This is a genomic window from Micromonospora sp. WMMD710, from assembly GCF_029626045.1.
Classification (GTDB): Bacteria; Actinomycetota; Actinomycetes; order Mycobacteriales; family Micromonosporaceae; genus Micromonospora.
The window spans coordinates 1-20,180 of the sequence record NZ_JARUBD010000004.1; the positions used below are offsets into that span (position 1 = coordinate 1).

Consider the following 20,180-nt stretch of genomic DNA (forward strand, 5'->3'; position numbering starts at 1 on the left):
CTGTCCACCGGGCCCCCCGATGGGGAAAACCGCAGGTCACGCGTCGACTCGACTGCGCTCGCGGTCGTGAGCGCAATGATAGGCCGCGCCATTCTGAATGCGAGGACCGACGCGCGGTCACAGTCGCCACTCATCATGGCGCGTCCTCGAAGCCGAGGTCCCGCAGTTCCTTGCATCGTTCGCATGAGTCGGGTGCGTACTCGTGCACGACCAGCTCGAACGTCTCGCGGTCCCAGTGCTGGACGATGCCCGGCTCTGGTCCGCCGGTCACCTCGCCTGTGCTCATGTTGATCACGTACAGCTCAGGCTTGGGCGCTGTGACCTCGATCAGCTGGTCGTCGATGGTGGGGCGGTGGTCCTCGGTGACGTGCTGCTCGGCCTGCTCGACGACTCTCGGCACGGTGTCGTTGTCGCCGACGAGAGGCAGCTCCCAGGCGTCGTGCTGGTGGCACCGGAGTACCGCCCCGCCGCCGTCGTCCCAGGACACGTAGACCATGGTCAGATCCATCTGGTGACCGCCTTGTTCGGTGGGTCGCTGCTCTTGGCTGGGTCCCCGATGTGGAGGTTGCACGGGGCGCACGCCGCCACGATGTGCCGCGGGTCGTCGCCCGTGACCGCTTTGCCGAGGGTGTGGTGGGCGTGGCCAGCGTCTGGTCCAGTCAGCGCGGCCACGCCCGTGCACAGGTGTTCGCCCTCCACCTGTGCACACCACCCGTCGGCGTGGGCCCGGCACCGTTCGAGATCCCGGGTGAGCACGTAGGCGCGGGTGCGGCGCCACCTCCTGGTGCTGCCGCCCTGCCAGCCCTCGCTCATGCCCACCTCCCCGCTGTCTCCGTACAACCGATCATGGCTGCGAAGGGTTCTCGGGCGGCGTGCGTGGGGGAGCGGGGCGGGAGCGTGGTGCTCTTCGTCCTCGCTTGCGGTTCGTCTGGGCTGGGCGGGGTGGAGCGCCCGACCCGTCCCGACCCGACCCGGGCTTTCCAGATCCTGGAGGCTTGGGTTCTGCCGGATCGGCCGATGATCGGCCGATGGGCTTCCCCCGCACCTGTTGATCTTGGGTCGGGTTGCGCGGTGTCGGGCCAGCGGCCCGGTCGCGCGAAGCGCGGTGTCCCTTGGCAGGGGTCGCGCTGGTGGTGGTGTGAGCGCGGTGTCCCGGTGGTGGGGTCGCGCTGACGGTGCGAGCGCGGTGCCCCTCGGTGGGGGTCGCGCTGGGTTGCGGGCGGCTGGCTGCGCGCTCGCGGCGGGTGGGCGTGGTCCGGCCGGGTGCCGGGTCGCCCTGGTCGTCGTGGTCCGGCCGGGTGCCGGGTCGACGCGGGTGCTGCTGGAGCGCGGGGTCCGGCTGGTCGTCGGGTCGCGCTTCGTCGATGCGGGGTCCACCGGGCAGGCCGGTGGGCCGCTTGCCGCTGGAGAGCGGCACGTCGTAGCCGTGCTTCGCGAGGTGCGTCACGGTGATCTGCCCGTAGTACGGCTTCGCGGGCGTGGGGAGCAGCTGCCACCGCTCCGGGTGGGAGTCCTTGCCGCGGCGGCCGTTGCACTGGTTGCAGGCGACCACCAGGTCGTCCGGGCCGGCCGCGCTGCGGCCCGGGTTGCGGTGGTCGTACGTGCCGGCCAGACCGCCCTTGCGGGCGTCCCAGTTGACGACTCGGCCGCAGTAGCGGCACGCATCGCCGTCGCGCAGCCGTACCGGGATGGTGAGGGCGGGGTTGCCGTTGTCGTTCTTGCGATTGCGTTCCCACTCCAGTTCGGCCTTGAGGCGGATGTGGAACAGGTGTTCGGAGTCGTCGGCGAGCAGGTAGCTACCGTCCGCGAGCGGGGTCCAGATGCCGGCGCGGGTCGCCCACTCGGCGAGGCGGCGCCACTGCGGGCCGCCGTAGAGCGCGACTGTCGCTGCGGGCACCACGTAGTCGGTGGTCTGGTCGGCGGAGTACGTCGCGCAGAGCCAAGCGATGCCGGCGACGGCTGGTAGCCGGAGGTCCCAGCCGTCCAGGTCGTCATCCGGCCCTTTCTCCCACGCCAACGGGGCTAGCACCGCCGGATGTTGGTTGCTGCTGTCGGACGACTTCAGCCAAGCCACGGGACACCCGGTCTAGCGATCTTGGTCAATGGATCTCCCGTTGTGCAGCGGCGCGGCCACCCGACGGGGATGGCCGCGCCGGAGGGTCGGAGCAGCAGAACAGGCAGGGACGTCCGTGCCTACGGGATCGGTGGATCCTCTGGTCGGTACGCCGCGAGCGCCGTGGCGTTGGTGATGAGCACTACGTTTTCCAGGCCCGGCAGCTTGGCGGAGAGCGCCCCCCTGATCTCGTCGGCTTCGGCCATCGTCAGGTCACCGGTTAAGGCCACAATCAAGGTGTCCCCGGGCCGAATGACCAGAGTTGCGGCGACGGCGCGGTGCTGCTCGGTGGTGTGGTCACAGGGTGGGCGACCGTAGGAAAGCAAATCATCCTCAGTCGGGATCGGAATGCGGATGCCGTTCGACTGGTCAGCCACGCTGGCCACCGCCGACCGAGGTCAGGTGCACGCCGGCACCGTCGCGCAGGTCCATACCCGGCAGCGGGTCCGGCCGCGTCGGCGGCGGGATCCGCTTGTCAGTCAGCCGCTTCGCATGGGCGAGCAGCCGGGCGGCTTCGTCCGGGTCGGTCTCCGGCTCGATGCGCAGGATCCGGATCGTGGGGGTGGGGACCAGGTCACCCTCCACCACGTCGTGTTTGATGCTCACGCAGTCGAGCACCACGATCGCGACGTGCTGGCCCTCCGGGTACTCCAGCAGCTGCTGGCGGATCTCGGACAGGCCGTTGACCTCGTACGGCGGCAGCGACTGCTTGATCTTCGTGGCCATCAGCGGGCCTCTGCCTGTCCGTTCGCGATGCGCTCCTGCTCCAGGGCCACGGTGAGCACCTGCTCGCCGAGGTCCGTGAGCTTGTACGGGCGGGCGGGCTTCCCGCCGGCGGCGTCGTCGTCGACCAGCTCCACCAGTCGTGCGGCCTTCAGCGGCCGAAGTCGCGCGGTGGCGCGGCGCTGGCCGAACGGGTACTCCGCGAGCTTCTCGAAGTCCGGCGAGTTGAACTGCGGGTCTGTGTGCACGCGGCCCTGCGCCACGGCGGTGAGCAGCTGCACCTGCTCCAGGTCCAGGGCGATCTCCATCAGTTGCTCCGATCGTGTGTTGTGCGGGCGGGCGGTCACGCCGCCGCCGTGGTGGTCGCGTCGCCGCCGACGACCCGCAGGTGCCGGCGGCGGACAGGTGGGGGCGGGGCGGGCAGCTCGGCGGGCGCCCGCACCACCGGATCCGGGGCGACGGGCGGGGGAGGCAGGTGCGCGTACCGCTCGACGAGGAGCAGCTCCATCAGCTTGTCCTTCGTCACGGCGCCGCCGACGAGTCGGGCGGTTCGGTGGCGGCCATGCGACGCAGGAGCAGCAGCATCCGGTCCGCGGTGCCCGGGTCGATCGCCGCGCGGGGGTGCAGGGTGTCCGGGTCGAGGTCGCCGCGCCAATGCGCGGCCCGGACGGCGAGGGCATTCGGGTTGCCGCCGTACCAGCCGCCGGGCGCCTTGATGCCGTACATGTCGCGGAGCAGGAAGACGCCGCGCTCGTGCCAGGTGACGAGCACCGGCCAGCCGAGCACCGCCCGCACCTGCTCGGCGACGTCGTCCGGCGCGACCGCGTCGGCGGGGACCGCCTTGACCCGCGCGCCGGCCAGCCGGATGGTCGCGTCGAGCAGCCGGCGGCCCGTGGCGTCCACGGCGTCGACGCGCAGCGCCACCGGGGTGAGGTTCTGACGGCCGGACAGCGCCGGCGGTCGCAGCACCTGCTCGATGCGCAGCACCACCGCAGGCTCGAACAGCGGGTCCAGGACGGTCCGCGCCCACTCGCCGACCTCGGCGCGGGAGCGGCGGGCCGACTCCACTGCCTTCTGCAACCGGGTGATCTGCGCGCACGCCACGCAGAGGCCAGCCGAGGCCGGCGGCCGGTCCGGGTACGCGCCGCACGCCTGACACTCGCGGGCGCCCGGGGCGCTGCGGTTGCGGGCCGCTTCCAGCTGCGCTGCGCTCGCTGGCGACGGCACCGACTCCGACAGCCGGTACAGCTTCACGCTGGTCTTGCGGTCGTTCCAGTCGCGGGTGTGCACGTACGCGCGGACCGGTCCACCCGGTGTGCGGGGGAAGTCGAGACCTGTCAGCTGCGTCTTGCTGAACAGGCCGGCCGGCACCTGCCGCCATCCCTCGTAGGCGGGCAGCTCACTCGGCAGAGGATCACGCATCGGTCGTCTCCGTCCACTCGCCGTCGATGGCGTTGCCGGCGCGCATGCCGGCCTGGACGCCGGCGGCGTACTGGCTGGACAGGCGGGCCGGCAACAGACGCAGCGCGCACAGCATGTCGATCGCCTGGTTGACGTCGGCGGCGTACAGCTCGGTGGCTGCCTCGCAGTAGCCGCCGGCCCTGAGGAAGCGGACGTGCATCTGCCCGTCGCTCCACCAGGTGACGTCGGCGGCGTCCACGGGCTGCGGGCTGGTCAGGCACGGCGCGGTCGGCGCGTACGGCACCTCATAGCTCCGCGCGTCGGTGCGGTTGCCACCGCAGGCGCTGAGGTGAGCGAGCGCAGCGCGGACCAGGCCGATCTGCGTCAACGCCAGCTTCGGCCGGTCGCTGGGAGTGGGGGTTACCCCCGCCCCGCCGGCCGCCGAGGAAGTGGCGGCCGGCGGGGCGGGAGCTGGAGCGGCGTGGTCGACGTCGGGCACCACCGGCGTACCGGGTCTCAGGGCCTCGGGTCCGACGTCCGCTCCATCCGCCGGGCGGGACGTGAGGTGCCCGGTGGCCGTTTCGGTGGTGGGGGTGCCTGCCGGGGCGGAGTCGCGACGCTCCGCCCCGGCTTCCCGTGAGGCCCGGGGGTCGTGGGCCTCGCCGGCCGGCCCGGTCGGGACCGGTTCACCCGCCGCGAAACGGGTGACGATCAGTGGGTCGCAGTCTTGGCAGCGGACGACCTCGTAACGCTTCTCGGCCTGGCTGAGCAGCATGGTCAAGCCGTTGCGGGTCGACCGGCCGCACACGGTGAAGTCGGCGGAACGCAGCTTGTGAACCGGAATGCCCTTGCGGGCTGCGGCGACCCACACCGACGTGTCCTTGCCCTTGGCCGGACGAGCCGGGGCGGTAGGAGGGCGGTTGGCGGGGCGCTCGCGGCCGTCGAGAGACCGGACGGTGTCCGGGAGGTCGTCTGTCTCAGTTGCGACAGTCGTGATGGCCCGGGCGGCGGTGTCCTTGCTGATGCCCAGCGTGCTGCCGATCGCCCTGGTCGACATGCCGACCCTTCGCAGGGTCTCCACCGCCTCGTCGCGGTGGACCTTCGGCACCCGTAGGCGCAGCTCGCCGAACTCACCGTCCAGGTACGCCTGCCAGTCCGCGTAGCCGAGGACCTGCCAGTCCTGGCGCTCCCACGCCAGGGCGAACTCGGCCACCGTTTCTAGGTAGTCGCGAAGGCCTTGGCGGATCCGCTCGGCGCGGGCCCGGGCGACCTCTTCCGTGGACCGTTCGGTCAGCTCTTCGAGGGTCACCGCGCTGCCCTCCGGGCCGCCCGGGCGGTGCGGCGGCGGGCGCCGCCCTGGGTCCAGGCGTAGCCGAGCTGCTTGCGGCCGTCGGCGGCGAGGACGCCCCAATGCCAGCGGGGTTGCCACCACGGTCTGGCTTCGATCAACCGGGGAACGAAGTCGTAGATGCGGGCCGGCGGCAGGGACTCCAGCAGCAGTGTCACGGTGGTCTGCGACGACGTCGGCAGCGGGCGACGTCCGTCCAGCGGATGCCGGACGTTCGCCGGCTCGGCACGGTCCGCGACGACCGGAACAGCAGGCCGAACCGCAGCGGGCAGACGGCCGAGGCGTTCGGCCTGGCCCGGCCGGTACTGCGGGTACGTGGCGTACCCGGGCCGACGGGCGGCGGCAACGCGCAGTTCGGCGTCGTTCAGTCCACGACCACTCACCGGTACTCCTCTCGATCGTGTTCGCCGAGCACCGCGGCGTCGAGCGCTGCGGCGGCCTCGATGCGCCACGCCGGTTGCGGCTTCGGTGCGGGCACGGTTTGGGGCGGGGGTGCGGTGTGGCCGGCGTCGCCGGCGGCGCCCACGCGCTGGCAGGAGCGGCAGACGCGGCGGCCTCGGTGGTCCGGGCCGATCCCCGGGTCCGGATCCCACGTGTCGCAGTAGCGCGGTGCCGTCACCGGTCGCCGCCCTCGGTCTCGTCGACCACCTGGTCGACGTCGGCGAGCAGATCCGGTCCGGTCTGGGCGGGCCCGCCGCCCGCCCGGCCGAGGCCGGGCAGGACGGCGGGTTCCGGTCTGGTGTTCGCGTCGCACACCGGGCCGCGACCACGAGCTCGGCTCTCCGGCGTACGCAGCTTCCGCCCGCACAGGTCGCAGTTCTTATCCATCGCTGAGCCCGGTCCGGACCGGCCAGCGGTCGATCACGTCGGTCGGGTGCACCGCGGTGATCGGGTGCCGGACCAGCTGGTGGGGGAGCGCGGCGGTCGCCTCGGCCGCGCCGATCAGGATCGCCCGGAGGCGGCCACGGACGTCTGGGGGCACCCAGCAGCCGGACAGGTCGACCGGGTCACCGGTGCCGTATGCGTCGACGATGCGGTGCACGTACACCGGCGTCACCTGGACGTCGGCCTGGTTGCGGTAGAAGGCGGCCAGGTGCAGCCCGTCGGGCCGCCACTGGTCCCAGATGTCCGCCGCCTGCCGCATCAGCTTGGGGACGTCGGCGGGGTTCGCGCAGTGCAGCGCGACGTCGCGCAGCTCCCGGTACGCGGCGCCGGCGCGTTCACCGTCGTCGAGCTGCCGGGCACGGGCACCGAGTCCGGTGACCAGGGCACCGAGGATCCCGCCGGCGATGAGCGCGCCGATCACCAGACTGGTCACGGCGTAGATGTCGAGCTTCATCGGGGGACCTCCGGGGTCTCGAAGCCGGTGGGGAGCAGTCGGGCGAGCGCCCGGGTGGCCCGGTACTGGAGCGCCTTGACCGCGCCCTCGTTCTTGCCCATCTCGGCCGCCACCTCGGCGACGGACAGGCCCTGCAGAAAGCGCAGGACGATGCACTTGCGCTGCTCCGGGTTGAGCTGCTGCACTGCGGTGAGCAGCGTCAGGTTCGTGATGTGGTCGACGACCAGCTGGTCGGGGCGGCCCTCCGGCGTGCGGTCGACGCGATCCGCGCCGTACTCGGCGACGTCGGTCGGGCGCTCCAGGCGGTACCGGCCCGACTTGAAGTGGTCGACGGACAGGTTCCGGGCGATCGTCACGAACCAGGCGCCCGGGTCACGGCCCAGCCAGGTCACGCGGTCGATGCTGCGCAGAGCGCGCACGAACGTGTCTGCTGCCAGGTCCTCGGTCAGGTGGTGATCGCCGACACGCCTGCGGATCACCTTGCAGACCATCGGGTGGTACAGCCGGTACAGCTCGGCGAAGGCCTCTCGGTCGCCGGTCTTCGCCGCGTCGATCAGCTGCCACCGCTCGCGGCCGTCGTCGTCGGTCTGCTCGATCGCCGGCGGGCCGGCCTGCCCCGGCACCCGCGCCAGCACGGTCACCGCGGCGGTCACCGGACACCCGCCGGGGACACGTCGAGCACGGTCAACAGGACCAGGTCGCCCTCGTCGGTGTCCGGCCACGGATCCGCCGGCGGCGGCAGTACGCCCCACGCCCCGGACACCGGCGGGAGCACGGCCGACGTACGCAGGGCACGCCGGCGAGCGGCGCGCTCTTCCCGTCGCCGCTGCGCCACCCGCACGTCGTGCCTGCGGCACAGCCACGCGACCAGCGCGACCAGCAGCACGGTGACGAGCAGCCCGCCGACCTCCGGAGCGGCGTCCCGGATGCCCTGGGCGATCCCGGCGATCACGCGCCACCGTCCCGGGTCTCGGTGTCGCGAGCCGCGTCGTGCTTGATCAGAGCGACCGTGATCGCCGACTGGAGGGACTGCACGAGCAGGTTCGCGGCCTCCAGATCCTTGACGGACATCTCCGCGACCGCAGCGATGAGCAGGTCCTCGCTGCTGCACGGCAGCGCCCAGTCGTGATCGATCTGCACGGCGGCGGCGAGCATGGCCCGGCCCTCGGGCGACACGCAGCGCCGACGCTCTTCCATCCGCTCCAGCGCCTGCTGGACCGTCAGCTTGACGGTCATGCCGAGGCCGCTTCCCGCTGCTGGGCCGGGCGGATGCAGGCGGCGACGGTGATGGGGAAGCCGCGCCAGGTCGCGTGCACGGTGTAGATCAGCCACCGGTCGCCGGCCAGGTCGACCGTTTCCTCGGTCTTCGCGTCGGCGGCCACGCCGAGCACGACGGCCCACTCCGCCGCGTCGGTCGGGGTGTCCAGCTCCACGTTGATCGCCTCGTCGGCGGTGAAGCGGACGATGCGGGGTGCGGGCAGGGCCGGGTCGTCTACCGCGAAGCAGAGCCGGGAGATCTCGCGGAGCATGTTCGCCCGAGCGATCCGGATCCGCGCCGGCTGGTTGGCGGGCGCCGCCGCGACCGGCACGTGCGCCGCCGATACCTGGGCGACCGGCTTGGCCTCGGCGCGGACCTGAGCGCGGCGGCGGTCGGCAAGCGACACCGGCTCAGCGTCGGTGAAGTCCACGCCGGAGCCGCACGGGCGGTTGCGGACGTCCTGGGTCAGACCGAAGGGCGTGAAGCCGGCCGCGGTGATGATGCTCGCCGCCGGGCCGGAGTGCTCGGCGCACAGGTTGACCGTGCCGACCAGGTCGCCGAGCACCCTGGCGTCGAGGTCGGGGGCGACCGGCCGGCGGATCTCGTAGCGGGTCGTCGACCGGTTGGCGCAGTGCGGCAGCTCCGGCAGACGCACCGGCGTTACCGCGGCGAGCGCGTCCTGCGCTGGAGTCGGTACGTTGGTCATCTCGACCGTCCTTCCTGACTGGGTTGGTTGCGGGTAGAGATCTGGGGTCACGGCGTGTGGAGCGCCGTGACCCCTTCTTGCTGGATCCGGTCCATCTCCTCGTGCAGCCGCTGCCGCTCGTACTCGCGCCGCTCTTCGGCGGTCGCCGGACGCAGCCACATCCGCAGCGGCTCCGCCGACGGCGGAGCCGGCGCGGTGACCGTGGCGACGACCAGGACCAGACCGGCCGCGATCAGCGCGATCGCCTGCGCGGCCAGCGCCACGGCGCGACCCGGCCTCGGCTGCGGCTGCGGCCGGGGCTGTGGACGCGGGCTGACCGGCGCACTGGGGCGAGGGCCTGGTGCCGGAGCCGGCGTCCACGGAGACGGGCGCGGGCTCATGCGACCGGGCTGAGCGACGGGGACAGGAACTGGGCGGCCGGTACGCCCAGCAGACGCCCGATCTCTTCGAGCTCGGACACGTTGAACGGGACGACGCCGCGGATCCGGCGGGAGACGGCCTGCTGGGAGATCCCGAGGCGCACCGCCACGGTGGTCTGCCGGATGCACTGCCGGTCCATCTCTTCGAGGACCCGACGGCCAACGTCGGTGGCGGTTCCATCGCTAGGCGACGCACTTGTTCGCATGGCGGTATTTCTACTCGCTCAGCGACTTAGCGTCAAGTCGCTGAGCGAGTTATTCACGCACGTGGATGAAGGATCATGGCGCCTAGGCTTGCTGTTACTCGCTCAGCGCGTCAGAATCACGCCATGAGTGACAACGCTGCGGGGACCGCGACCCCGATGCGCGAGCTCGTCGCCGAAGAGATTCGCGTGCTGCTGGCCCGGCAACGCATCTCCGCCAGCAAGCTCGCGCGCACGCTCGGAATGACGCAGTCGTACCTGGCGAGGCGCATGTCGGGGGATACCGCCTTCGACGTCGACGACCTCGCGCGCATCGCAAACGTGCTCGGCGTCACCGTCGTCGACCTGCTGCCCTCAGCTAAGGTGCGTCCTAACAATCGTTCGGCTGACTCACCCGTCCGGGCCACGTCCCCGACGCGCACCGAACCCTCCCGGCCGAAGAGCCGACCCAGCCGCAACAGCATCCGCCCGGTATCCCCCGTGCCGCCGACCAGGCGCCGGCCCTCGCCGATCCACCGGCCCGCCGGCCGATAGCCGCACCCCGCCGCACCGGCACACCATCGACACCCTGTCGTCGTCCGGGGGGACCACCACATGATCATGATCACAGCCGCTCGCGCGCCGCACTCGCACGAGATGCTTGACGCGTTCGTCCGGCATCTGCGCGATCTCAGCCGCGCGACCACCACGATCGAGACGTACAGCGACCTGCTCTGCCGGCTGGACCGCACCCTGCCCGAGGGCCTGGCCTACGCGTGCACCGACGAGCTGCGCGAGCAGATCTACGCCGGCGACCGAAAGCCGGCCACCACGGCGCTCTACCGGGCCGCCGCTGTCGCCTTTTACAGCTGGGCGACCCGGGACTCCGATCCGTGGCTGGACTACAACCCGGCCCAGCACCTGCCCGCCGCCAACGTTCGGGCCCGCGCACCCCGGCCCGTCACTCACCAGCAGCTCGGCGACATCCTCCTCCGGGCGCGAGAGCCGTACCGCACGTGGTACCTGATGGCCTCGGGCCAAGGCATGCGGTGCATCGAGATCTCGCGCGTGGACCGCGAGGACATCACCGAGACGGACACCTGGATCTACGGCAAGGGCGGCCGGGAGCGGATCGTGCCCACCCACCCCGCGGTGTGGGCCTCCGTCGTCGACCTACCTCGAGGACCGATCGCCCGGACTCCAGACGGGTCAGCCCGGGCGGATCGCCGGCAGGTCCGAGAGCGGGCGAACTTCTACCTGCAGTCCCGACTGCGCCACCGTGGTGTCACCATGCACCGGTTGCGCCACTGGTACGGCACGTACGTCCACCAGGCGGCCGGTGGCGACATCCGGGTGGTGCAGGAGCTGCTCGGCCACGCCAGCCCGACGACGACGCAGGTCTACGTGGCGGTCGCCGGCGGGGCCAAGCGGGCCGCGGTGACCGCGCTCCCGCTGCCGATCTGAGCGGATAACGCCGGCGCCCGGGTTCATCCTCCCCTGCATGGATGATCCCGGGCGCTGCTGTGTCGGGCTAGCGGATCCGGCGCGGCCGGCGCAGCTGCTGGCGCATCACCTCCGGCGGCACCACGTGGCGACTCGCCGACTCGGCGGCCCGCACCGGGTCAGTCGCCGCCTCCACGCGCGGACGCCGGTCATGAGGCAACAGCGCGCGACTGGCGACCACCACAACATCAGCCCGGCCGGAGCGCATCATCCGCAGCGCATCGTCCCACGTACGGACAACGCCGCCGAAGACGTACCCGCAGGCCTCCACACGCTCGATGCAGGGCGTGGCGGCAGCGGAGAAAGCCTCTGGGGTGGCGAGGGATGCGGGCACGAACACAACAGCATGGTCGGGCATACGGGGCTCCCTTGGTGATGGTGATCATCGGGGGAGGACCATCAGACAACGTCCCGTGGACGAGACGGGAGGGCCGACCGGTGGAGTCTCGACGGCCCAACCGGCCCAGGGCCAATCGGTCAGCGGAGATGTGGATCATCGTTGTGATATGAGCGACCGACCGTGACGGGGCCGACGTATCACCGAATTAATTCCGATTACCGTGCGTAATCGTGAGATTGATGCCTGTAGTCACGCGCGCGGGCGGGCCGCTGCCCGATATCACTGGACGCGCCACGAGTCGCGATCCTCCACAAACACCCCCGCACCCGGCACTCCGTACGTCAGGCGGCGCTGACGTAGCACGATGTGCGCCTTCTGGATCGTGGGGACGGACACCGAGTAGAGCAGGGCCAGCTCGCGCATGCTCGGCAGTGAGGTGTGTGGCGGGTACTCACCGGCGGCGATGCGAGCTGCGAGGTCGTCAGCAATCTGCTCGTACGTCAGCCGGCGGGCGGGCATCGGATCGTGATCTCCGTGGGTTGGGCCCAGGGATCACACCATGTGCGAATCGCCGCATCAACGGCCTGCTTGCCCTAGATATCTAGCCTTTCTAGGGTGCAGAGAGTTGCTGACTGATGATCGAGAGTGCGGGGGAGTCGAGTGCGGGGTTCCGCCAGATCGTCGCCGTGCAGCTCGCGCTGGCGACCATCCTGGCCGGACTGCTCCTCATGGCGATCGGCGCCGCAGCGCCGCAGCTGCAGCCGCCGCCGACGTCGCCGGCACGGACGTGGCGGCCGGCCACCGAGTTGGAGCGGCGTGAGTACGAGCGGCAGCGGCTCCTCGAGGAGATGGACCGGCTGTATGGGAGCCCGCCCCCGACGCACTGACCCTGGCGCCTCAGCCGAGCGGCATCCGGTCGTAGACGCGAGCGACCCGGCGTGCGTCGGCAACGGACCGCAGGAGCTCCACTGGACGGCCGGCGCGATCCCGGGTTGTCCGCCAGGTCTCCAGCACCATGCCCGCGTCCGGCAGATCCAGCTGCTCCTGCTCGTCCGTGGTCGGGCCACGACCGGCGACCTCTTCCGTCGCAGTGGCCAGCTCTATGCCCGCGGCGGTCAGCGCGGCGTAGAGACCGCCTACGACCTTGGCGCTGTGCTCCAGCGCGGTGCCGGCGGCGACGTCCACCGGGATCCAGGAATCCTGCAACTGCGCCAGGTCGTCACCGGCGTGCATCAGCCGCCGGCGGTGCACCACCTCGGCGTCGGGCGGCAGCTCCAGGCGCCGCGCCACGTCCGCCGGCGCCGGCTCCCGGCCGACACCCGTCACTTCCACCCGCGACGGCACGCCCTGCTCCGCGCAGGCGGTTTCCCACGGGCCCAGCTCCCGGCCCGGGCGGCTCGGGTCGACCGCGCCGGCGTAGTGAGTGAGGGTCACCCGCACCGGCGGCCGCGCGACGATCGTGCCCTGGCTGGTCGCCGTGGTTACGAGGCCGGCGGTCTTGAGCGCGGCGAGCGCCCGGCGCACCGTCTCGCGGGACACGTCGTACTCCGCGGCGAGAGCCTGCTCCGTCGGCAGCCGGTCGCCTGGCTGGTGGGTGCCGGCCTCGATCGCGCTGCGCAGCGCGGCGGCGATCTCGCGGTAGCCCATGGGCATCAGGTCTGCCTCCCGTCCCGAGCGGTCGATCAGTCACCAGTATGCGTACGCAGAAGCTTGACGGACACCCCGGATCGTGCGCACACTCAGGGTAGAGGTTTGCGTACGCAAACCACCGTTGAGGGGACGTCGATGTGGCGCAACCTGATCAACCGATTCACCCGCCGGTGGCCCCGCTGCGAGCCCTCCGCCGGCCGGACCTGGGAAGCCGCCGACCGGCAGGCCGCGCAGCAGCGGCTACGCGACCTGGCGGCGCGGCGGCGGGCCGCGCATCTCTACGACGGGCCGTCGGCATGATGGCCGAAACGCCGTCCAGCGTCCGCGCCGCCTCCGAGGCCCGCTACCAGCAGGCCATCCGCGAGCTGGACGCGCTGGAGGCCCGCCTGGCCGACGAGCACGTGCCCCGCCGGCCGGAGTGGGAGTGCCAGACCTGCGACGAGCCCGGCACGCCCTGGCCGTGCGCGCCGGCTCAGGTGCGTCTCTTGGAGGCGTACCGCCGTGACCGGATCGGACTGTCGATGCACGTCGGCGCCCTGTACCACATCGCCGCGGCGGAGCGGCCCGGCGACGACCTGGACGAGCTGTACGACCGGATCGTCGGCTGGATCCGATAATCCCCACACCCGGCACCGTGGTCCATGTCGGCGAAGCGTGCAGCGTGCAGTTCGCCGACAGTCGCGCACTGCGGGTCCGGGTGATCAGCGTCGACGACCGGCCCACCTACCCGGGCTGGATCTGGCTCACCGGGTACGTCCTCGGACCCACCGGCGATGCCCTGGAGAAACGCGAGCTGTACGTCCAGCACGCCGGGCTCCGTGAGGTCGCCGCGCCCCGCGCCACTGTCACGGCGCCGGCGCGGCGGGCCCGGCCGCGTACGCGCACCTGATCCGCCCCAGATTGGACGGCCCCGGGAACGGCGACGCAACCGCCGCCCCAGGGCCTTGATCAGACACGGGAGGTCTGACCCATGCACCATCCTCACCGAACACGCCGCACCGTCAAGGCCCTGGCGTTCGTCCTCGCGATCGCCGCGGCGCTCGCCTGCGAGGGCGAAGGCGGCGTGAAGAGCGATCGGCCTGCCGGCGACCGCGCCGTCGACCCGAAAGCTCAGCGCACCGTTACCATCCGCATCACCGAGGCCACCGGCCCCTACGACGTGTACGTACGGGCTGCGAAGGCCGGCGAGGCGCGAGGCGACCACACCCGCGACAAGATCGCGGGCGGTGAGTACAAGCAGACACTGGACTACACGTCGGGGCTGAAGATCGAGATCACCATTACCGCGACCGGCCACCGCACCGACATGTTCCGCTGCGAGATCGCCGACGGCGAGAAACGCGCCCGGGAGCGCGGCGCAGGTCAGGTGCAGTGCAAACTCACGACCTCGCGGTGACCCGGCGCGTCAACCACGCCCAGGCTCGGCGGACCCGCTGACGCCAACCGAGCGCCAGAACGTGCTCCGGGGGATTCAGTCGCCAGCCACCAGCAGTCATACAGGCAGTATGGCATCCAACACGCACCGCGAAAACGCCCCCGCTCACCGAAGTGAGCGGGGGCGCTGCCGTTCCTAGCCGACACGCGAGTCCGGTCGCGTACCTGACAGCCCGAGTTGACTCCACTGCGTACGGTGCGGCGATGACCCGAACTCCCATCATGATCGGTGCCGCCGTGGTCGTCCTCGGTGCTGGGATCGCCGGCACCGTCCTCTACCTCGACCAGACCGGACCGGCGGACCAGCCCGTCACCACCTCGACGGCCGCCGCCGACCCATACGATGCCTATCTGAAGATCGCCCCCGCCGGGGCACCCAAGCTCAGCCGGGAAGATGCACAAGCCCGAGCGGTCCTGGGATGCGGGCAGGCATGGGCGCCGGGCACCGTGGACGCCGCGCTCGCCGAGGCGTACGCGGCTCTGTGCCAGCGGAGCCGATGAGCGGCACCCACAAGGCAGAGGCCAACGACAGCGCCCCGACCCCGCCTCTGAGGCGGTCGGGGCGCTGTCGTTCGTACCAGGCGGATCCGATGCTACTGCTCGCCTCCGACGAGGCTCGGCGAGTCGGGCTCGCCCGCGCCGGCCGACACGATCGACGTGAGCACCGACAGCAGCGCGGCGCCGGCCGCGACGCCGCCGGCGAGCGGGAAGTCAGCGTGCAACACGTTGAACCCGTCGAGGGCCCACAGGCCCAGCAGGGCCTGCGCGGCGGACTTACCGGCGCGCTCGACGGTGGCCTTCCAGAACGTGCGGGTGAACATTGAGCCTCCTCATGGGCAGCCGAAGTCGGCCCGCAGGCGGGCGATGTCTTCGGCGATCTTCCGGCCCGCCGGCGTCTGCGGCGGGGTCACCTCGTACGCGTCGTCCAAGGTCGTGACGACGCCGCACCACTTGCGTTCCGACTCGCGCGCGGACGCGTTCGTGTACGCGATCGACGCGAGCCCGGCGCCGAGCGCGGCGACCAGGGCGACGATCAGGGTCTGCCAGCCGCGGAACGTCATGGTTCAGCCGCCCCGGACGGCGTTGGCGATGGAGATGATGACGGTGGCGGCGGCGAGTCCGGCGCCGGAGACGGCGATGGACCGGACGCTGTCGTAGTACCGCCACTGCTGCGCAGCGACAACAGGCCCACCCCGGCCGGGATCCCGAGCACCGACACGAACGTGACCAGCAGCGCCTCGGACGCCTGCCCCGGCGGCACGAGCACGGTCTGATGGACGATCCCCCCGAGTCCCACCAGGATGCACCCGAGATCCAGTGCGATCCTGATGACGCGTTCGATCTTCACGCACGGTCACGACGCCGGATCGTCGCCGGCGACCAGGCGCGCGGCCAGCTCGTCGACGACCTGTTCGGCGGTCAGCTCGCCCGTGCCAGCGCGGCGGACCAGCTCGACCAGGGCGGCGTCACGCTCCGACTCGACGGCGGCCACCTGGTCGATGCGGTCGAGAATCGCCTTGGTGTCGAGGCCCTTCGCCGCGGCGAGCACAGCGGCGAGGGTGGCGTCGGTGCGCTTCTGCCACGCCTCGTCGCGGATGCGCCACTTCACCGGCTCCACGGACGGGTCGCCGACACCCCACGCCTCAATGATGCTGCTGGCCTTCGCAGTCATGTCGTCCTCCGTGCTGCTGGTTGAAGATGTCCTTGCGGCCACGGCGGGCCACGGGCCGGCGTTCTCATCGTCGGCCGCCCACCCCGAGGCGTGGACGTGGCCGGTGTGCTGGTCGGCACCGGTGTACTTCGTCTTGCGCCACCCGTTGGACCGAGACCAGATGTAGCCGTTCCAGATGACGTAGTAGAGCCGGGCTCGGGCCTTCGGGTCGGCGACCAGCCGGGCCACCAGGGCGTCGGCGTCGGCCTTGGTGAACTTCGGGCCGAGCATGATGTCGATGGCGCGGTGCTCCGGCCGGTTGTCGGCGTCCTCCAGCTCGGGCCGGCTGCCGGGGGTGTCGTCCTCGTTGTGCCCGGACGCGCTGGCCTTGTGTGCCGCGTCGCCGATGCCGTACACGACGACGCCGGGCCACTGGCGTTTGACGTCGTCGGTCAGCGCCTGCATGTTCGCTGCACGGGTCACGATGCCTCCCTCAGGACTCGATCAGCCAGGCTGCGAGGCGGCAGTTGGCGAGCAGGTTGAAGGTGCTGCCGCTGGTTTGGTGTGCGAATAGTTGGAGGGTGTCGCCGGCGGCGGCGACGTGCGTGTCGGTGAGGGTGACGTGTGTGTTGTCGCCGGACACCGCTGGCCGGGAGTCGATGTACGGGTAGGTGGAGGTGGCGTTGACGTCGATGAGTAGCCGCCGTAGGCCGGTGGCGTTGGAGGTGAACGCGCCGAACGCCGCGAAGGCCCACAGGCCGGCGACGGGCAGGGTGATCACGGTCGACGAGGGTGCGAACATGGCCGCGTTGTCCCAGTCCTCGGTGTCGAAGGTGACGCCCGTGATGGTGCCGGACGTCAACGACAGGGTGGTCGAGCGGCGGGCTCGCACGCTGCGGGTGTTCAGCCGGGCGGGGGTCAGATAGTCGCCGGTATGGACAGACATCGGGGGTCCTCTCCTACAGCGCCGCTACTGCGGGTTGCCACACGTTCACTTCAGTGCCGGCGGGCCATGCTCGCTGTGCCCCGTTGACACCGCGGGCGGAGATGGCGGCGGTCTGCGGGCTGGTCGTGCCGGAGATCCCGGACAGCGTGAGGCGTTCCCCGCCCACCCGGACGTCGAGCGGGAAGCTCGACGGGTCGGTCGTCCATACGCCGTTGGCGGCGGTCGAGGTCAGCAGGAAGCTCATGCCCGACGAGGACAGGCCACCGGTGCCGAGCGTCGACCCGTCGGCCGGGGCGCGTTGCTCGCCGTCGGCCTCGGCGACGTCCCACGGCTGCGCTGGCGCACCCGTGAAGGTCATCTGCCACAGCCACTCGTCGACCGTCTCGGTGTATCCGGTCACGAGCAGGCGTGCGTCACCGGCCGCCCACGAGGGCAGCGTCGGCACCCGCAGCACGTCGCCGCTGTCCGCGGCGAGCAGCGCGGCGGTCCCCGGCAGGTCCGCCTGCCAGTCCGCGTCGGCGAGTTGCACCGACACCGACGGGTAGTGCGGTTGGTCGACGGTGCCCAGGTGCCGGATCCACGCCGCGTGATCTGGCAGGGGTCCGTCCGCGAACAGGTTCAGCTCGACCTCGGTTCGGTACACGCCAACCCCGGCCGGTGGTGGCACGGCGGCCAGCGGGCCGGTGGTCTGCACCGACCGTGCCGAGCTGCCGCCGGTGCGCTTGGCCGTCACGTCGTTGCGGACCCGGCTGGCGTCGTCGACCGGTGCGAACGGCGGGATCAGCCGCGTGTACGGCACGTCGACGGGTGTCTGGTTGTAGAGGCTCGCCCGCGTCCGGCAGGCCAGCCCGAGCGTGCCGCGCTGCTCGAAGAGCATGCCCGCGTCGGCTTGCACTGTCTCGTCGAGCAGGTCTTCCAGCGTGGCGACGGGCTGTGGGCCCAGGAGGGTCTCCGACGGCGTCGCGGTGCCGGTCAGGGGGATACCCGCCTCTGCGCACACCCGGGCCAGTCGGGCGGTCGCCGTCTCGCCGCGGTACGACTGCAGCTCGCCGTACGTCATCGGCGAGACCGCGGCGGTGTCCCAGATCCGCAGGTGCCCGACGATGAAGTCGTCGGCGGCGGCGAAGGTCGCCAGGTTGGGATTCAGTGCGACCGTGGTGATCCGGGTCAGCGTGCCGGCCACCGACGCGCTCGACGACAGGGTGCCGAACTTGACCGTGACGCTGATGTTCCCGCCGGACTGGACGGCGGAGATCACCAGGTCGGCGGGGCCGGCGAACGTCGTCGCGGTGCTCCACACCACCGTCGCGGTCCCGGTGATCGAGTAGCCCACCAGGTAGGTGCCGTCCACGCCGCCGCGGTCCTGAACGAGTTCCCATCGCACGTAGGTGCCGCCCGGGGCGGCGCCCCAGCCGACCAGCACCAGGTTGTCGTCGGTGCCGCCGACGGACTGCCAGAACAGGTGCACCGACCACGCCACCGGTGTGGACACGCCGATTGGCACCTGCCCGGTGAGGCTACCGGCGGCGGTCAGGGACGGCAGCGGTAGCGTGCCCCAGCGGATGGTGCCGGCGGTGGACACGTTGACGTCGCCGGCGGCGAACGCCACGGTGCCCGCGCGGCGCATCGGCGCCACCCCGGTGACCGCGGAGGCGGCTTCCGTGGCGTCGGCTTCGTCCTCCAGCGGCCAGTACGCCAGCAGCGGCGTGCCCGCCTGGGCGGTGCGGCGGATCGGCGACCATTCCGGTTGCTCGCCCTGCCCGAGACGGCGCAGGATCCCGGCGGCGTCGACGTCGACGTACCGGACTCTGCCGTTGATGTTCCAGCCGGGCGGCCACGACGCGATCTCGCCGTAGAAGCGGCCTACCAGCGCCCCGCTGACCGGGCCGGCGGACACACGCACCGGCGTGTTGCGGCCCAGGTAGCCGTACCACTGGCCGAGCGGATTGCGCGGCGAGTAGTCCCCCGACAGGTTGTCGAGCCGGAACCCGCACTGGCCCGGGTCGGCCCGGTTGCCCTCGGATGTGCGGCCCCGGGTGATGGTCACCGGTCCGCGTAGGTCGGCGGTGATGTCCACCCAGCCGAGGACCGGCCCAAGGTGCAGCTCGATCTTCACCTGGAAGCGGGCGTTGGCGGCCGGGGCGGTCACTTCGCGCCGCCCAGCACGACCTGGACGTTGCCGCCGCGGTTCGAGATAGCCCGGCGCAGCACCTCCAGCAGCAGAATGTCGAGCTGCGCCCCGGCGGAGTCGATGACGATCCGCGCCTCGCCGCCGCCGGAGGCGCTGCGCGACGCGATCTCCTCACCGGCCAGGGCGAGGATCGGCACCGGCGTGCCCGGGGTGCCGGGCACCCGTCCGCCGGAGTGGAACGTGGGCAGGTGCGGCGCGCCCACGCTGTTGCCGCCGATGCCGGGCACCCAGCCGGGCACCGTCCATTGCAACCTGCCGACCGTGTTGTTCCACGCACGCGCCACGGCGTTGAAGCCGGCCCGGAACGGGGCGCTGACGTAGCCGCCGATCTTCGTGAACGCCGACCCGATCCGGCCCGGCATCGACAGGTAGAAGTCGAGAGCCTGCCCGCCGGTGCGCTTGATCCAGTTCCACGCCGCGGTGACCGGCTCGCCGATCTTGCCCCAGATCGCGCGCCACAGATCCTGGAACCAGGTCGTCTGCGTGGCCACCCAGACGATCGCCGCGACCAGCGCGCCGACGGCGAGGACGACCAGGCCGATCGGGTTCGCCGACATGGCTACGTTCCACGCCCACTGCGCGGCGGTGGCAACACCGGTGGCCGCGGCGCCGGCCAGCGCGGCGGCCTTCGCCGCGGTGCCCGCCGCGGCCGCCCTGATCGACGACAGGGACACCGCGTTGTTCGCCATCGCCAGCAGGTTCGCCGTGCCGACCAGCCCGAGGGCGGCCGTGGACACCAGCTCGATCTCCGTGCCCCACCTGGACAGGGTCGACGGGTCGGCGGCGCGCTGCGCGTCGTTGAGGTTGAGCTGCGCGTCCTTCGCGTCGCGGCTGGCCTGGGCCATGTCCCGGCCGGCCTGCGCGCCGTCCTCGGTGGCCTGGGCCAGGTCGACCTGGGCCTGCTCGCTGTCAATGCCGGCCTGCTTGAGGTCCAGCTGCGCCTGGGACAGATCCTGGGCGGCCTGCCGGGCCTCGG

36 protein-coding genes and 1 pseudogene are annotated in these 20,180 nt (G+C 71.8%); 8 read left to right on the forward strand and 29 right to left on the reverse strand.

The window, feature by feature from the left end:
- Positions 1-133: 133 nt before the first annotated feature.
- The 19 genes and pseudogenes from O7620_RS31830 to O7620_RS31920 all read right to left on the reverse strand — a co-directional run bounded on the left by O7620_RS31830 (position 134) and on the right by O7620_RS31920 (position 9,513).
- Entirely contained in the window at positions 134-508 is a 375-nt protein-coding gene (locus O7620_RS31830; protein ID WP_278121037.1) for a hypothetical protein, read from the reverse strand.
- A complete protein-coding gene (locus tag O7620_RS31835; RefSeq protein ID WP_278121039.1) occupies positions 499-813 on the reverse strand; it encodes a hypothetical protein in 315 nt (104 codons plus the stop codon). The genes O7620_RS31830 and O7620_RS31835 overlap by 10 nt, the downstream gene beginning before the upstream one ends.
- A gap of 31 nt (positions 814-844) precedes the next feature.
- Complete coding sequence (locus O7620_RS31840) at positions 845-2,074, reverse strand: hypothetical protein (protein ID WP_278121042.1); 1,230 nt, start codon at positions 2,072-2,074, stop codon at positions 845-847.
- 119 nt (positions 2,075-2,193) lie between these two features.
- Entirely contained in the window at positions 2,194-2,490 is a 297-nt protein-coding gene (locus O7620_RS31845) for a hypothetical protein (protein WP_278121044.1), read from the reverse strand.
- Positions 2,483-2,839, reverse strand: a complete 357-nt coding sequence (locus tag O7620_RS31850) for a hypothetical protein (RefSeq protein WP_278121047.1) — start codon at positions 2,837-2,839, stop codon at positions 2,483-2,485. The genes O7620_RS31845 and O7620_RS31850 overlap by 8 nt, the downstream gene beginning before the upstream one ends.
- Positions 2,839-3,144 carry a hypothetical protein gene (locus O7620_RS31855; RefSeq protein WP_278121049.1) on the reverse strand — a complete coding sequence of 102 codons (306 nt, stop codon included), beginning with the start codon at positions 3,142-3,144 and terminating at the stop codon, positions 2,839-2,841. The genes O7620_RS31850 and O7620_RS31855 overlap by 1 nt, the downstream gene beginning before the upstream one ends.
- Before the next feature lie 35 nt (positions 3,145-3,179).
- A complete protein-coding gene (locus tag O7620_RS31860; protein ID WP_030488180.1) occupies positions 3,180-3,362 on the reverse strand; it encodes a hypothetical protein in 183 nt (60 codons plus the stop codon).
- Positions 3,359-4,258 carry a hypothetical protein gene (locus O7620_RS31865; RefSeq protein ID WP_278121052.1) on the reverse strand — a complete coding sequence of 300 codons (900 nt, stop codon included), beginning with the start codon at positions 4,256-4,258 and terminating at the stop codon, positions 3,359-3,361. The genes O7620_RS31860 and O7620_RS31865 overlap by 4 nt, the downstream gene beginning before the upstream one ends.
- The gene (locus O7620_RS31870; protein ID WP_278121054.1) at positions 4,251-5,546 is read right to left on the reverse strand and encodes a hypothetical protein; all 1,296 of its coding nucleotides are present in this window, start codon (positions 5,544-5,546) and stop codon (positions 4,251-4,253) included. Before O7620_RS31870 ends, O7620_RS31865 begins: the two co-directional genes overlap by 8 nt.
- Positions 5,543-5,968, reverse strand: coding sequence for a hypothetical protein (locus O7620_RS31875; protein ID WP_278121056.1), 426 nt, complete (start codon positions 5,966-5,968; stop codon positions 5,543-5,545). The genes O7620_RS31870 and O7620_RS31875 overlap by 4 nt, the downstream gene beginning before the upstream one ends.
- Complete coding sequence (locus O7620_RS31880; RefSeq protein ID WP_278121058.1) at positions 5,965-6,204, reverse strand: hypothetical protein; 240 nt, start codon at positions 6,202-6,204, stop codon at positions 5,965-5,967. The genes O7620_RS31875 and O7620_RS31880 overlap by 4 nt, the downstream gene beginning before the upstream one ends.
- A complete protein-coding gene (locus O7620_RS31885) occupies positions 6,201-6,413 on the reverse strand; it encodes a DUF6011 domain-containing protein (RefSeq protein WP_278121060.1) in 213 nt (70 codons plus the stop codon). Before O7620_RS31885 ends, O7620_RS31880 begins: the two co-directional genes overlap by 4 nt.
- Entirely contained in the window at positions 6,406-6,924 is a 519-nt protein-coding gene (locus O7620_RS31890) for a hypothetical protein (RefSeq protein ID WP_278121061.1), read from the reverse strand. The genes O7620_RS31885 and O7620_RS31890 overlap by 8 nt, the downstream gene beginning before the upstream one ends.
- Positions 6,921-7,493, reverse strand: a pseudogene (locus O7620_RS31895) (sigma-70 family RNA polymerase sigma factor); the annotation flags it as partial. The pseudogene O7620_RS31895 and the gene O7620_RS31890, both read right to left, overlap by 4 nt.
- A gap of 80 nt (positions 7,494-7,573) precedes the next feature.
- Positions 7,574-7,876, reverse strand: a complete 303-nt coding sequence (locus O7620_RS31900; protein ID WP_278121062.1) for a hypothetical protein — start codon at positions 7,874-7,876, stop codon at positions 7,574-7,576.
- Complete coding sequence (locus O7620_RS31905) at positions 7,873-8,160, reverse strand: hypothetical protein (protein ID WP_278121064.1); 288 nt, start codon at positions 8,158-8,160, stop codon at positions 7,873-7,875. Before O7620_RS31905 ends, O7620_RS31900 begins: the two co-directional genes overlap by 4 nt.
- Entirely contained in the window at positions 8,157-8,888 is a 732-nt protein-coding gene (locus O7620_RS31910) for a hypothetical protein (RefSeq protein WP_278121066.1), read from the reverse strand. The genes O7620_RS31905 and O7620_RS31910 overlap by 4 nt, the downstream gene beginning before the upstream one ends.
- A 47-nt stretch (positions 8,889-8,935) precedes the next feature.
- Positions 8,936-9,151, reverse strand: a complete 216-nt coding sequence (locus tag O7620_RS31915; protein ID WP_278121068.1) for a hypothetical protein — start codon at positions 9,149-9,151, stop codon at positions 8,936-8,938.
- A gap of 113 nt (positions 9,152-9,264) precedes the next feature.
- The gene (locus O7620_RS31920) at positions 9,265-9,513 is read right to left on the reverse strand and encodes a helix-turn-helix domain-containing protein (protein ID WP_278121069.1); all 249 of its coding nucleotides are present in this window, start codon (positions 9,511-9,513) and stop codon (positions 9,265-9,267) included.
- 123 nt (positions 9,514-9,636) lie between these two features.
- On the opposite strand from O7620_RS31920, the gene O7620_RS31925 reads away from it, so the two are divergent.
- Entirely contained in the window at positions 9,637-10,044 is a 408-nt protein-coding gene (locus O7620_RS31925) for a helix-turn-helix domain-containing protein (RefSeq protein ID WP_278127287.1), read from the forward strand.
- A 60-nt stretch (positions 10,045-10,104) separates the two neighbouring features.
- Positions 10,105-10,953: a tyrosine-type recombinase/integrase gene (locus tag O7620_RS31930; protein ID WP_278126753.1), complete on the forward strand. Its 849-nt coding sequence runs from the start codon at positions 10,105-10,107 to the stop codon at positions 10,951-10,953.
- A 67-nt stretch (positions 10,954-11,020) separates the two neighbouring features.
- On the opposite strand, the gene O7620_RS31935 is transcribed toward O7620_RS31930, so the two are convergent.
- Positions 11,021-11,350: a hypothetical protein gene (locus tag O7620_RS31935; RefSeq protein WP_278126754.1), complete on the reverse strand. Its 330-nt coding sequence runs from the start codon at positions 11,348-11,350 to the stop codon at positions 11,021-11,023.
- Between the two features lie 261 nt (positions 11,351-11,611).
- Positions 11,612-11,851, reverse strand: a complete 240-nt coding sequence (locus tag O7620_RS31940; RefSeq protein ID WP_278126755.1) for a winged helix-turn-helix domain-containing protein — start codon at positions 11,849-11,851, stop codon at positions 11,612-11,614.
- 116 nt (positions 11,852-11,967) lie between these two features.
- On the opposite strand from O7620_RS31940, the gene O7620_RS31945 reads away from it, so the two are divergent.
- Positions 11,968-12,219, forward strand: a complete 252-nt coding sequence (locus tag O7620_RS31945; protein WP_278126756.1) for a hypothetical protein — start codon at positions 11,968-11,970, stop codon at positions 12,217-12,219.
- A gap of 10 nt (positions 12,220-12,229) precedes the next feature.
- Here O7620_RS31945 and O7620_RS31950 read toward each other — a convergent pair whose 3' ends face one another.
- Positions 12,230-12,985 carry a GntR family transcriptional regulator gene (locus tag O7620_RS31950; RefSeq protein ID WP_278126758.1) on the reverse strand — a complete coding sequence of 252 codons (756 nt, stop codon included), beginning with the start codon at positions 12,983-12,985 and terminating at the stop codon, positions 12,230-12,232.
- A gap of 132 nt (positions 12,986-13,117) precedes the next feature.
- Between O7620_RS31950 and O7620_RS31955 the strand changes: the two genes are divergently transcribed.
- The 5 genes from O7620_RS31955 to O7620_RS31975 all read left to right on the forward strand — a co-directional run bounded on the left by O7620_RS31955 (position 13,118) and on the right by O7620_RS31975 (position 14,917).
- Positions 13,118-13,282 carry a hypothetical protein gene (locus tag O7620_RS31955; protein ID WP_278126759.1) on the forward strand — a complete coding sequence of 55 codons (165 nt, stop codon included), beginning with the start codon at positions 13,118-13,120 and terminating at the stop codon, positions 13,280-13,282.
- A complete protein-coding gene (locus O7620_RS31960) occupies positions 13,279-13,599 on the forward strand; it encodes a hypothetical protein (RefSeq protein ID WP_278126761.1) in 321 nt (106 codons plus the stop codon). Before O7620_RS31955 ends, O7620_RS31960 begins: the two co-directional genes overlap by 4 nt.
- A 17-nt stretch (positions 13,600-13,616) precedes the next feature.
- Positions 13,617-13,871, forward strand: a complete 255-nt coding sequence (locus O7620_RS31965; RefSeq protein ID WP_278126763.1) for a hypothetical protein — start codon at positions 13,617-13,619, stop codon at positions 13,869-13,871.
- A gap of 81 nt (positions 13,872-13,952) precedes the next feature.
- Positions 13,953-14,378: a hypothetical protein gene (locus tag O7620_RS31970; RefSeq protein WP_278126764.1), complete on the forward strand. Its 426-nt coding sequence runs from the start codon at positions 13,953-13,955 to the stop codon at positions 14,376-14,378.
- Between the two features lie 242 nt (positions 14,379-14,620).
- Positions 14,621-14,917 carry a hypothetical protein gene (locus O7620_RS31975; protein WP_278126766.1) on the forward strand — a complete coding sequence of 99 codons (297 nt, stop codon included), beginning with the start codon at positions 14,621-14,623 and terminating at the stop codon, positions 14,915-14,917.
- A gap of 92 nt (positions 14,918-15,009) precedes the next feature.
- Here the strand turns inward: O7620_RS31975 and O7620_RS31980 are convergent, their stop codons facing one another.
- From O7620_RS31980 to O7620_RS32010, 7 genes are all read right to left on the reverse strand, one after another.
- Positions 15,010-15,237 carry a holin gene (locus O7620_RS31980; RefSeq protein WP_278126768.1) on the reverse strand — a complete coding sequence of 76 codons (228 nt, stop codon included), beginning with the start codon at positions 15,235-15,237 and terminating at the stop codon, positions 15,010-15,012.
- 9 nt (positions 15,238-15,246) lie between these two features.
- Positions 15,247-15,477, reverse strand: a complete 231-nt coding sequence (locus O7620_RS31985; protein WP_278126769.1) for a hypothetical protein — start codon at positions 15,475-15,477, stop codon at positions 15,247-15,249.
- Positions 15,474-15,764, reverse strand: coding sequence for a hypothetical protein (locus O7620_RS31990; RefSeq protein ID WP_278126770.1), 291 nt, complete (start codon positions 15,762-15,764; stop codon positions 15,474-15,476). The genes O7620_RS31985 and O7620_RS31990 overlap by 4 nt, the downstream gene beginning before the upstream one ends.
- Before the next feature lie 6 nt (positions 15,765-15,770).
- On the reverse strand, positions 15,771-16,550 hold the full coding sequence (locus O7620_RS31995) for a hypothetical protein (RefSeq protein WP_278126771.1): 780 nt from the start codon (positions 16,548-16,550) through the stop codon (positions 15,771-15,773).
- A gap of 10 nt (positions 16,551-16,560) precedes the next feature.
- The gene (locus O7620_RS32000) at positions 16,561-17,013 is read right to left on the reverse strand and encodes a hypothetical protein (RefSeq protein WP_278126773.1); all 453 of its coding nucleotides are present in this window, start codon (positions 17,011-17,013) and stop codon (positions 16,561-16,563) included.
- A gap of 13 nt (positions 17,014-17,026) precedes the next feature.
- Positions 17,027-19,162, reverse strand: coding sequence for a hypothetical protein (locus O7620_RS32005; protein WP_278127289.1), 2,136 nt, complete (start codon positions 19,160-19,162; stop codon positions 17,027-17,029).
- On the reverse strand, positions 19,159-20,180 hold a 1,022-nt coding region (locus O7620_RS32010; RefSeq protein WP_347403809.1), incomplete at its 5' end, for a hypothetical protein. The genes O7620_RS32010 and O7620_RS32005, both read right to left, overlap by 4 nt.

What these genes read in the sequence shown, in the direction of transcription:
- O7620_RS31945 (WP_278126756.1), top strand. Translation starts at nt 11,968, where the DNA reads ATGATCGAGAGTGCGGGGGAGTCGAGTGCGGGGTTCCGCCAGATCGTC.
- O7620_RS31980 (WP_278126768.1), bottom strand. Translation starts at nt 15,237, where the DNA reads ATGTTCACCCGCACGTTCTGGAAGGCCACCGTCGAGCGCGCCGGTAAG.
- O7620_RS31950 (WP_278126758.1), bottom strand. Translation starts at nt 12,985, where the DNA reads ATGCCCATGGGCTACCGCGAGATCGCCGCCGCGCTGCGCAGCGCGATC.
- O7620_RS31940 (WP_278126755.1), bottom strand. Translation starts at nt 11,851, where the DNA reads ATGCCCGCCCGCCGGCTGACGTACGAGCAGATTGCTGACGACCTCGCA.
- O7620_RS31960 (WP_278126761.1), top strand. Translation starts at nt 13,279, where the DNA reads ATGATGGCCGAAACGCCGTCCAGCGTCCGCGCCGCCTCCGAGGCCCGC.
- O7620_RS31885 (WP_278121060.1), bottom strand. Translation starts at nt 6,413, where the DNA reads ATGGATAAGAACTGCGACCTGTGCGGGCGGAAGCTGCGTACGCCGGAG.
- O7620_RS31905 (WP_278121064.1), bottom strand. Translation starts at nt 8,160, where the DNA reads ATGACCGTCAAGCTGACGGTCCAGCAGGCGCTGGAGCGGATGGAAGAG.
- O7620_RS31850 (WP_278121047.1), bottom strand. Translation starts at nt 2,839, where the DNA reads ATGGCCACGAAGATCAAGCAGTCGCTGCCGCCGTACGAGGTCAACGGC.
- O7620_RS31935 (WP_278126754.1), bottom strand. Translation starts at nt 11,350, where the DNA reads ATGCCCGACCATGCTGTTGTGTTCGTGCCCGCATCCCTCGCCACCCCA.
- O7620_RS31970 (WP_278126764.1), top strand. Translation starts at nt 13,953, where the DNA reads ATGCACCATCCTCACCGAACACGCCGCACCGTCAAGGCCCTGGCGTTC.
- O7620_RS31920 (WP_278121069.1), bottom strand. Translation starts at nt 9,513, where the DNA reads ATGCGAACAAGTGCGTCGCCTAGCGATGGAACCGCCACCGACGTTGGC.
- O7620_RS31910 (WP_278121066.1), bottom strand. Translation starts at nt 8,888, where the DNA reads ATGACCAACGTACCGACTCCAGCGCAGGACGCGCTCGCCGCGGTAACG.
- O7620_RS31955 (WP_278126759.1), top strand. Translation starts at nt 13,118, where the DNA reads ATGTGGCGCAACCTGATCAACCGATTCACCCGCCGGTGGCCCCGCTGC.
- O7620_RS31930 (WP_278126753.1), top strand. Translation starts at nt 10,105, where the DNA reads ATGATCATGATCACAGCCGCTCGCGCGCCGCACTCGCACGAGATGCTT.
- O7620_RS31855 (WP_278121049.1), bottom strand. Translation starts at nt 3,144, where the DNA reads ATGGAGATCGCCCTGGACCTGGAGCAGGTGCAGCTGCTCACCGCCGTG.
- O7620_RS32000 (WP_278126773.1), bottom strand. Translation starts at nt 17,013, where the DNA reads ATGTCTGTCCATACCGGCGACTATCTGACCCCCGCCCGGCTGAACACC.
- O7620_RS31890 (WP_278121061.1), bottom strand. Translation starts at nt 6,924, where the DNA reads ATGAAGCTCGACATCTACGCCGTGACCAGTCTGGTGATCGGCGCGCTC.
- O7620_RS31835 (WP_278121039.1), bottom strand. Translation starts at nt 813, where the DNA reads ATGAGCGAGGGCTGGCAGGGCGGCAGCACCAGGAGGTGGCGCCGCACC.
- O7620_RS31985 (WP_278126769.1), bottom strand. Translation starts at nt 15,477, where the DNA reads ATGACGTTCCGCGGCTGGCAGACCCTGATCGTCGCCCTGGTCGCCGCG.
- O7620_RS31830 (WP_278121037.1), bottom strand. Translation starts at nt 508, where the DNA reads ATGGATCTGACCATGGTCTACGTGTCCTGGGACGACGGCGGCGGGGCG.
- O7620_RS31925 (WP_278127287.1), top strand. Translation starts at nt 9,637, where the DNA reads ATGAGTGACAACGCTGCGGGGACCGCGACCCCGATGCGCGAGCTCGTC.
- O7620_RS31975 (WP_278126766.1), top strand. Translation starts at nt 14,621, where the DNA reads ATGACCCGAACTCCCATCATGATCGGTGCCGCCGTGGTCGTCCTCGGT.
- O7620_RS31865 (WP_278121052.1), bottom strand. Translation starts at nt 4,258, where the DNA reads ATGCGTGATCCTCTGCCGAGTGAGCTGCCCGCCTACGAGGGATGGCGG.